The sequence below is a fragment of the Nostoc sp. genome (assembly GCF_036917555.1).
GTDB lineage: Bacteria > Cyanobacteriota > Cyanobacteriia > Cyanobacteriales > Nostocaceae > Nostoc.
Window position 1 is genome coordinate 1 of the sequence record NZ_JBALDD010000016.1, and the last position, 10,398, is coordinate 10,398.

General features: G+C 41.1%; 4 protein-coding genes. 2 read left to right on the top strand and 2 right to left on the bottom strand.

Annotated elements, in window-relative coordinates; genetic code table 11:
• Window positions 1-147 precede the first annotated feature (147 nt).
• Entirely contained in the window at window positions 148-1,668 is a 1,521-nt protein-coding gene (purH, locus tag V7K60_RS06550; RefSeq protein WP_334923945.1) for a bifunctional phosphoribosylaminoimidazolecarboxamide formyltransferase/IMP cyclohydrolase, read from the bottom strand.
• 163 nt (window positions 1,669-1,831) lie between these two features.
• On the bottom strand, window positions 1,832-2,692 hold the full coding sequence (locus V7K60_RS06555) for a hypothetical protein (RefSeq protein WP_334923946.1): 861 nt from the start codon (window positions 2,690-2,692) through the stop codon (window positions 1,832-1,834).
• 288 nt (window positions 2,693-2,980) lie between these two features.
• Between V7K60_RS06555 and V7K60_RS06560 the strand changes: the two genes are divergently transcribed.
• Both V7K60_RS06560 and V7K60_RS06565 read left to right on the top strand, forming a co-directional pair.
• Window positions 2,981-6,154, top strand: a complete 3,174-nt coding sequence (locus V7K60_RS06560) for a hypothetical protein (RefSeq protein WP_334923948.1) — start codon at window positions 2,981-2,983, stop codon at window positions 6,152-6,154.
• On the top strand, window positions 6,154-10,095 hold the full coding sequence (locus V7K60_RS06565) for a helicase-related protein (protein WP_334923950.1): 3,942 nt from the start codon (window positions 6,154-6,156) through the stop codon (window positions 10,093-10,095). Before V7K60_RS06560 ends, V7K60_RS06565 begins: the two co-directional genes overlap by 1 nt.
• Window positions 10,096-10,398: the final 303 nt, after the last annotated feature.

Here is a 10,398-nt window from a genome sequence, read left to right on the forward strand (position 1 = left end):
CGCTTGGGAGTGTTGCCGTGTTTCCACCCCAAACGCTTTTTATTTTTAACTTGCTCCTCACACACAAATAAACCATATCACTGCTTCTATCAAAGGGCAAGTATATTGACTGACACTTTTAAAAGTGTACACCTTACGGGGAATAATTTAGTGTAAAAAGTGACGTACACCCGTTAAGACCATTAGCAAACCCAGTTCGTTAGCAGCTTTGATTGAATCTTTATCGCGCAAACTTCCCCCTGGTTGGACAATGGCTGTAATTCCTGCTGCTGCGGCTGTTTTGACTGAATCATCGAAGGGGAAAAATCCATCGCTGGCTAGAGTTGCACCTTTAGCTTTTTGTTGAGCTTGTTCTAGGGCAATTTTAACTGAGCCGACGCGGTTCATTTGACCAGCACCTACTCCTAGTGTAGTGCGATCGCTTGTGACAACAATGGCATTAGATTTCACGTGTTTGCAAACTTTCCACGCAAACAGCAATTCGGCTAATTCGTTATCGGTGGGTTGACGTTCGGTGACTATTTGCCATTGACTGGTGTCAGCAATCACGTCATCGCTAGCTTGGACGAGAAAACCACCTGCGATCGCTTTCACTGTATCCTTAGGGCCACTGCTCAAATCAGCTAGAGTCAAAACCCGTACTTTCGATTTAGCAGCCAGAATTTCTTGAGCATCCGCTTCACAACTCGGTGCAACCACACATTCTAAAAATGTTTTGGTTAACTCGCTTGCTGTATCATTATCAATCGGACGATTGAGAGCGACAATCCCACCAAAAGCAGAAACAGAGTCAGCATTGAAAGCTTTTTGATATGCTTCCACAATCGTGTTGCCTAGTGCCGTACCACACGGATTTGTGTGTTTGATAATTGTAGCTGCTGGGGTATCAGTAAATTCAGTAATAATTCGGCGTGCGGCTTCTAAATCAACTAAGTTATTGTAACTAAGTTCTTTACCTTGGAGTTTCATTGCGGCTGCCCATCCTGTTGGGGTAGTACCAGTTTGATACCAGGTAGCGGGTTGATGGGGATTCTCGCCGTAACGCAGAGATTGCAATTGTGTGCCGCTTAGGGTGTATTGTTGTGCTTCTGCTAGGTAAGAGGCGATCGCTTGATCATAACTAGCAGTGTGCGAAAATCCTTTTAATGCCGCCTTTTGCCGAAACTCTAGGGATGCTTCGCCGTTATTTTGCCATAATTCCTGTAAATACTCGTCATACTGGGCTGGATCGCATAATACAGCGAGATGGGCGAAGTTTTTCGATGATGCCCTTAACATAGCAGGGCCACCGATATCAATTTGTTCAACAGCTTCTGATAATGTTACCCCTGGTTTAGCGATCGTTTCCTCAAAAGGATATAGATTCACCACCACTAAATCAATCGGGCGAATTTGGTTATTTTCTAAATCTGTAATATCTTGGGGAACATCTCGCCGCGCCAAAATTCCGCCATGAATTCGGGGATGCAGCGTTTTGACTCGACCACCTAAAATTTCTGGTGAACCTGTATAATCTGCAACTTTAGTAACTGGGAGTCCCGCATCTTTCAGGGCTTGGGCTGTTCCTCCACTGCTGATTAAATCAAAGTCAAATTCTTCGACCAAGCTACAGGCTAGGTCAATTAAACCAGTTTTGTTAGATACACTCAGCAGGGCTAGACGCGCCATTGATCAATTCCTTAAAAGTAGGCAACAAGCGAAGGATCTCAAGTTTTACATAAGCCTTGGTTAACTTCAAGACCATTATGAATGATAACATTAATAACCATCTGGTCATCACCTTTCTCTATTAAGATTCCTACAAATAGCAGGCATTGTCGCAGATTAACATCTATTCTTCATCTTCTTCTTCGTCTTGCATAATATCTAAGTGACTCGTGTAATTAATATATTCTTCATGATATTCACGCTGCTCTAGTAGCCTTTCAACTCCATCAATATTAATCATTTGTAAAATTTCTCTTGCAGCTTTTATACCTTTTTTGTTCATTATCAGTATATTTTTAGTTGATGATAGTTCTAATAATGCTTCTGCAATTAAAGCGTTAATTATATCAAAATTAAATCCATTCCAACATCTAACACCAGTAAAATTTTCTTTAGAGTTTTCACGATTATTGTTAATGTAGCAATTGTGTTGATCTCCACTCGAAAGGTATATAATCATTAGATATAAATCTTTCATTAATGCATAATGCTCCCTAAAAATTCTTAAGCTTTCTTGTTGTATGTCAAATTCATCTACAAGATTACAAGCTCGACTATAGACCTCTCCTTGAGTCTGGCAAAACCAAGTAGTTTTTAGTAAGTCTGGTTCTTTAGTACACTCTGCTACAAATTTTTTGCCAAAAATATCTGATTCTGGAAGTTCAAAAACAGTAATTTTCCAATCTTTTCTATTTTTACTATGGATTTCTTTTTTATTTGCTAGTAATCTTTGTTCTTCTGCTTGCTCTTTTACTTTCTTTTCTAACAACTGTTGTTCACGTTCTGCTTGCTCTCTAGCCTGTTTGATTTCATAGGCATTATCAGGAATATTCAGCTTTCTATTAACCTCTTGCCAGAATTCACTATCTTTCGCATATATACCTTTTTCAGTCAAGTTATCAATAAATTCTTGACCACAGACTTGAATAGCATTTTTTTTCAAGGCTGGTAAGTTAGTGAACGCTTTAAAATTTGTTTTATCCATTTTCGTTTTATAGAAAAATTAAAATTTACATTAATTCACTCTATAAATTTATATTATGTAATGTGATGAAAATCAATTAATTTTTTCATCTATATTTTCAAAACTATACATGATTGTGGAAACTAAGTTGTTTGTGCAAGAATTTTTAAAAAAATATTATAAGCATAAAATTTCTCTATCTTGACAGATATGACACATCTAAGCTATTAAAAGAAATGAATCCATCTGCCCAAACTGTGAAGTTAAAGCAGATGAAGCGGTCATAAGACTGAAAATTAAGGAAAAAATATGCCTTCAAAAGAAACTGGCGCTCAAGTTGATGCGCGATCGCCGAAGCCGTCTATTGACCTCGCTACACTCATAGAGTTACTCACTAAAGCTATTCCTCCTAGTAGTAATCAGGCAAATACCGACCAGCCAAACCCTAAAGGGATGCAGCTGTTTGAATTTGATGACAAAAATAAACGCCTGAGAATAAATACTTCAGCCGTTCTGCGTCGGCTATTTACACAGCCTGACTTCCAAGAAGCTTTCAAGCCAGTTAGAGGCAGTGGGTTTATTCAAAACTTGTCAATGCCAGAATTTGGGAATAGGTCACGCATTGGTGGCTGTTTGAGTGATGGCAATGCAACAAAGTTACCCGGTGGAATAGACAAATTAATTGCGGCTATCGATCAAGCGCTAGATACTGCATTGCCTTGTGATACTTCATTGTTGACATTGCTGTTAGATGATCCTGATAAGCAACTCAAACAACTTGCTACACGTGCAGGTACTAAGTTTCAGAATCTAACTAACACTGCTAACCTCGTACCGATAAAATTTCAAGCAGGAGATACCAAGCCTAGCAAGTCTGACAAAGTTGTTGCCAAAGTTATTTCCGCACGTGAACGAGTAGAGGGAACTGATTATTTTGAGCAAATGCGTAGCGCAGTCGCCAAGCATCTGGAAAATCAGTTTGACTGCGATGAAGAGGATATTGATTCAGCGATCGCAACATTGGAAGCAGAGAAAGACAGAGAATATAGTCAAATACAGCGTTTTTTGAATTTTTTAGACGATGAAGCCTTGTCTAGAGTCCGATTGACTATTACCTTTCGGATTATGGAAGCGATCGCAGACAATGCCCGCTCAAAAGATGAACCAGAATACAAACTTTTAGCAGAATATGTCAATCGAGTACTCACTTTGGTTACATCCGCTAAAGTAGTCGGCTATACCGTTGATTTAACTGCTCATTTCGGTAGTGCTGTGGAATTTGATTTGTCAGATGAACTCAGCAAAGTAATATTTTATTCTTGTCTGCCTGTTTGGCCTGAGTGGAAAACCCAAATCTTCGAGCAAAAGACTAAAAATCAAGTTGACCGCGAGGTAAGCTATCGTTTTCGAGTCAATGGACAAAATCCAGAATTGGGCAAACCCGCTTTTGAAGCGCGACTGGATCAAATTGAAAAAGAGTTATTCAATAACGATCAATCTCCCCTACAAAAACCTTGGTTGATCTGTCGTCGTTTAGCTGAACTTATCTTTTTAGCCATTGTTATTCCCCAAAATGCTGAAGAATCGCTAACTCCAGAATCGCTAACTAATACAGTGGTTCAACTCATTGAAACTCTAAAATCGGGCAGACAGGAAGCTATTAGCCAGACTTTACAGGAATTACGGGAACGCGCCAAAGTAATGAATTCCATTGCAACGGCACTAATGAACGTAGTCCGTGACAAGAGTCAAAAAGTAATTTCTCAAGTTCAGCATCGTTCCTCCCAACAGTTTATCTGTGTGAAAAGAGGTATCTTTCAGTGGACGCGACTAATAGGAGCAGAAGGCGTAAGAGATTTACTTGTAGGGCCACAACAAAGTTCCCGCGAACAGGTGGAATGGTTCAAACATATTGAAATTTGCGATCAACCAGACACATCAGGATTACTGTTTTCAATTAAAGTTACAGCCGAGCTTTCGGAATATGACTTAACAACTCAAGGCACAGCAAGTAAATTGCAAGCAAAACGTTCATTACCAGAGCGACTTCTGCAAATTTGTTGGGTTCCTCGTTCTTTTCGCAAGGATCAAAACCGTCAATGGACTTATGAATATTCGACAAATGCTTCTAAAGCAGCAGGATGGGTATTATCAGCCGCAATTATAGTGGAATACGATGTTGACACCGTAAAGCGGCGACCAGATACAAAAGGTTCTGAGGAAAGTAAGCAGTATCATGCAGCCGTAGTTACTGCCTTTGCTGTGCTAGTTTACTGCTGTTTGTGGCGGATCATCAAACGATTGCAACAAGGTGATAGCGGCAAATCAGTTGACTTTACAACTTTAATGCTGAGGCTGCAAGAATTGGGCAAACAAAGTGATGACAGTAGCGGTGATGCTTATATTTATGCAGCAGCCCAAACTTTAGAAGCAATACTAGCTGAAGATACTCCTATCAGAATGCAAGGGCTGACTCTGGAAAATATTGCCCAACAAGACCAAAAGGCAAAATTTACTAAATCTGGCACTTTTAATGCTCTGTTGAGTGCATTTCCACTCTTCATCAGCACCCCAAGCGCTGATTCAGCACCCAAGATTGGTTTAATTTCTTATGCCAGTCGTCCCTGTGATGAGGAAACTTTTCTAGACAAAGGTGAAAAGGGCTATCTTTTCCTCACTCAAAGTTACGTTGCGACAGCAGTTAATCAACCATTTTTAGGTTACGAACTGAAAAGAGAACGGATGAAGTCTGATGTACTGGATTCTTCAAAAGGGTTGAAAAAGCAACGCTTACTCCAAGAAGAAATTAGTTACCTAGAAGGTCAAGGGTGTCAGCACATTATTTTATTGGCTCATGCCTATGGCGATCGCCGAATTAATCGAGCCGCAGATTACAATTCTTCTTTGATACCTAAAGAATTTTTAGAACAAGTCTTTGAAACTTTTCCTGATCTCAACATTTACTCAATGGTGCGGGATGTATTTCCTGCCACCCGCTTGCAAAAGCGCGGTTACAATGAGGCAGCATTTGAAATTTTACAAGCTAGAGACCATACATATTTCCCACGCTCCGTTACCGGAGAATACTTTCGTGATTTGATTCCCGTTTATACTTTCGCCACACTTTTTGCTGTTCAAGAAACACAGCGCCCACAGTCTGGTTTTTGCATTTATTTTCTAGTATCAGATGGACAAGTCCGCGATATCAACTGGACTGAACGCGCTCGTCAACATTTGATAAATCCAGAACATAATTCTCCTATTCATCCTTGCTTAATAGCTGTACTGCGGGGATTGCATTTTATCGAAGCTGAAAAAGGTCAACTTATCCCAGTCCTTGACCCCTTCAGTTGGATCTCACCTACCACAGTTGAAGGGGCTGGGGAGGTGAAAATCTTACATAATCGTCGCAAAGGACAGGTATTACTCAATTATCCTGCCTTACTCACCCACGTTTCTCAAGTTCTGCACCGGAGGAAGTGATGGATTTGTCTTTTTTAGAACAGGCTTCCATTTGGGGGCAGGTATTTGAAATTGCTGTCAAACGCGGTGTTCTGCAACATTTAATTCAGCAAAAGTTGGTCTTGGACGATCATCCGGTTCTGCAACCTTGGCAATCCGTGAAGAATGCAGATGTCTACCACCAACTGGTAAAAGCATTCAAGCTAACAGATCCGAATACAAAAGAATGGGTAGAGACGATGCTGCGTCATCTGCTGGTACTCGGTTATGGTTTAGGTTGGACAACAATGCGAGAGTCTCTCAAACACAGTGGAATTCGTAAAGCAAAGCTGGAAGCAATTTGGTGTCCATTGACACTGCCAACACAGGAAATGCAACGCGACGAGGAAAAAGAAGAGACAGCAAAAGCATTTCAAGCAGCTTTCAATTTACCAGGACAACCAGACGAGAACTTAGTAAACCGAGGACAACCCGCCAGAGCCGATTTTATCTTATGGCTATCAGACGAATCTATTTCCCATAGACGAACAGAAGATTTGATACTTCCTAGACTAGATAAAGGTTTATTCTCTAAATCAAAAGACCTCAAGCGCAAAAAACTCGATAACTTAATTCTTTGTCTAGAATTCTCTTATAACGCACCAATCAAACTAGCAGATTTTAGAACTGAAGCCCCCCACCGAGAGGAAATGAATCGCTATTACCGTTACATTGAATCACGGGGTGTTTTCTCTAGGGTTTGTGCAGAGGTTGAGGGTAAAGAGTTTATACCTTCATCAAAGCTGGAAAGTCATCTATCAGCATTTAGTGGTAAAGATAAACCATTATTCAAGCTCTGTCAGGCATCATCTTACATTGAGCGCCTGATTCGCCTGCTGTACTCGCATCAGCGCTTAAAAGGAAGTTGTAGTGGTAGAGCGATCGCTGTAACATCCAATGGTCTTGAAAGTCTTGCTGCTCACTTTCTGGGTGTGGAACCAGAACCAGATCCTAGAGCCAAGCTGATGAAATCATTAGGAGAATCATATCGCCAAGCTCGCAAACTAAGCGATGATGCACCCGATGAACTTGAGACAGAGATTCGTTTGGTGTTCAATAAGTTAGTGCGATCGCTACCCTCTGATTTCAAAACACAAGCAAAGCGTCTTGCTGAAAACCCAACTCCAGGAGGACATCTTCACTTTCTATTTGAGGAAAATGTGAAGGGATTCTACAACCCAATGGATGAAGTAAGTAAGGCTGAGGCGATCGCTGCTGTTGAGGAAAACGAAGCATTATTTGACTTTTTTGGCGAAAATCCTCAATCACAAATCGAACAAGCTCTGAATCAGGTAAATCCACACAACGAAAAAATTCCTTTGCGACAAGTTCACCAAGCAGCAGTTATGGCAGGGCTGAATGCTGCTCAACTAGGTAGAATCAATGTCATAGCTTTGGAGGGCAATCCTGGGATCGGTAAAACGACTGCTGTGATGCAATTCCTTCAGCGACGTTCTCAAGGCTTTTTGTTTCTTTATTTGAGTCCACGAGTGGTAATTAATCGGGATGTTACTGACAAAATTGCCAGAAACAACGGTCATACCACAGGGATATTGACTCTCACCAGTAATGCCAATTTGATTGTTTCAGCTCCTAAGTGGTACGAGCAACAGGTTAAGCAAAACGGATCTCAACCTCGCCGTATTGATAGTGCTGTTGTTGTCGATGGCTTTGAAAGGCTCAACCATCCTGATTGCAGTATCCTCTTCCTCACTCCACAGCAAGAACAGGAGATTGATTGTAATGTAGTCGCCTCTACTCGGTTTAAACGTTCTCTCAACGAACGGGAAGATAGCGTAGAATCTCCCCATCGCCCTGGTGTACTACGTACCCTAGCAAACTCTGCTCGAAAATTGCTAGAAGCTAATCCGCGAGTTAATCGCCTAGTAATGACTGCTGCCATTCAAGGTTATCGAACGCTTAACGAATCAACTACAGTTGACGCACTCAGCAAGTTGTTTGCAAAGCCAGCTAATACTACCTTGGGAAGAAATGAACGTTCAGCATTTGCCGCCAAAATTCCCACTATTATCGTGATGGTAGACGAACTCGCTGGGGATGGGGCAGGAGCGCCCTTTGTCCATAAGCTAGCAGAATGGTTACAACAGCAGTTTATTGATCCGTTTGAAACAACGCCGTCTCCGTTTAGGATTGTTCTGATTGTTGCCGATGCCTCACTGAGCAATGAGGTTGTGTTGAATAGTTTTTTAAGTTCAGGCGATCGCGCCCCTGACAAGGTGCTAATTAGTCCAAGTCAGGGTGAAGAACCGTTTCGGGCGACAGGCACTTATACCAAAATAGGCCCCAGAAGACACCCAACGCTCCACGTCATGACAAATAGTTACCCCGCCAGAAAACTCGATATTGACTATAGTATTAGGCTGTCTCCTGTTACACCACGATTAACCAGTGATGGGACAAAACAGACAATTCGCCAAGCAATTCGAGAGCAATTAGAAGACCAGTTGCTAATGAATGCCTACTTGGAAATCGAACGCGGGTTACAACAGGGAGCAGAGCAGCTAATTTTCTTTGCTCAGGACAAAGCTTTCTTACGTCACTTGCAGGAGAAATTGACCAGTGGTAAAGATGCTCTGGCAAACAAGGGACAGGTAGCAGTTTTGGATCAAAGCGTACCAGCTAATAAGCGATTGGAATTAGTAAAAGAACCACGACGCGATCAAATCCGAGTTTTCTTGATGACTTCTTCAGGCGCAAGAGGTGTTTCCTTCCCAAAAACAGATTGGATTATTGCAGCAATTCCCCGATTTAATACTGAAGCCGCTTTAATGGAAGTCGCGCAATTAATTTACCGGGGTCGAGGAATGTATACAGATCCAGAAACCGGAATGGAAGTTTCTGGAGATTACAAAGATAGACGGTTAGTCATGCTGATCAATGATTTCATTATTGAAGGAGAAGATATTGACCGCAAACGATTATGGTTGCGTCAGTCAAGCGATTTATTGACTTTGCTGGTAATGCTGCGCTCTACAATTCACACTCGTATTAAAGGAGATGCTGGACTCAAGTATAAGCGAATTGCATTTGTCCCAGTGGGTTTAATTGGAGATGAGGAATTATTGAGATTAATGTCTGATGAGGTCTTAGATTTGCTCCATGAAACCAAAGTTTTTATCCGCGATAATAACTCTCAAGAAGCAAAAGCTATTGCGATAAAAGCAGCCAACTTAACAGAACAAATTTTTAAGCACTTGAGTTTGACAGGACAAGCATCAGATCGGAGTGCCAAATCGTATGTGAATTACCAAACCCTGGAAGCATTGGTCAAAACTGTTTCTAGGATGTCGAGTCGGTTATTGCCATCTTTAGATAACCACGAGCTACAGATTCCAGATAGATTAACTTGTATTGGCCCTTTCTGGATAGAAGATTGGAGCGATCGCCAAACTGAGGAAAGATTTAGCTTTGAGGGATGGAAATCTTATATTCAACAAAATAGCAGTAATCTTTTAGCATTACTACAACGAATTTACGAAGATAACAAGTTTCCACCAAAGCTCAAACGTCCGGCAAAGGAACTTTATAGGCTATTGATTCGGAAACAGGAGGAATCTGTTCTTGAATATTCAACACTTCAAGCGTTGAAAACTCAAAATATAGTTGTTGGCTTACCTCTAGACTATCCGCACTTCTGGAATGAACACTCAGAAGACGACATTCGCCAACAGGAATTAGAAGACCCCCTAACTTGGAGAAATGCTTTAGGACGCTCCCTAAACCCTCAAGGCTTGATTATACCTGTAGTGGCGCAGTATCGAGAATTTCCTTGGGTAGCTGTAGCAGGTCGACGAATTTATACACAATTAGAAACAGTTTTTAGTGATCGCTACTTTATGGCATCCAGTGAATTAAATCTTCTCAATACCATCTTGCTTGAAGATGAAGCAGATAACAAATAGTTAATGTAAGCTTAGGAACTACTTAGCACAAAGTTAAATTATTCAACCAGGCTATCGGCGAGGTCAATTAAACCAGTTTTGTTAGATACACTCAGCAGGGCTAGACGCACCATTGATCAATTCCTTAAAAGTAGGCTCAAAGTGAAGGATCTCAAGTTTTACATAAGCCTTGGTTCACTTCAAGAGTATTAGGAATTATTCTGAGATCCTGGAGTTTAGACTAAATAGCCTTCTTCAAAGGAAAAAATAGGGGGTGTGATTGAACACAGTCCCCCTATTAGCAGAAGCTGAGAGAAGAACCAC

Bases quoted from the DNA above. Each gene is read 5' to 3' on its own strand.
- purH (WP_334923945.1), bottom strand. From the start codon at position 1,668: ATGGCGCGTCTAGCCCTGCTGAGTGTATCTAACAAAACTGGTTTAATT.
- V7K60_RS06555 (WP_334923946.1), bottom strand. From the start codon at position 2,692: ATGGATAAAACAAATTTTAAAGCGTTCACTAACTTACCAGCCTTGAAA.
- V7K60_RS06560 (WP_334923948.1), top strand. From the start codon at position 2,981: ATGCCTTCAAAAGAAACTGGCGCTCAAGTTGATGCGCGATCGCCGAAG.
- V7K60_RS06565 (WP_334923950.1), top strand. From the start codon at position 6,154: ATGGATTTGTCTTTTTTAGAACAGGCTTCCATTTGGGGGCAGGTATTT.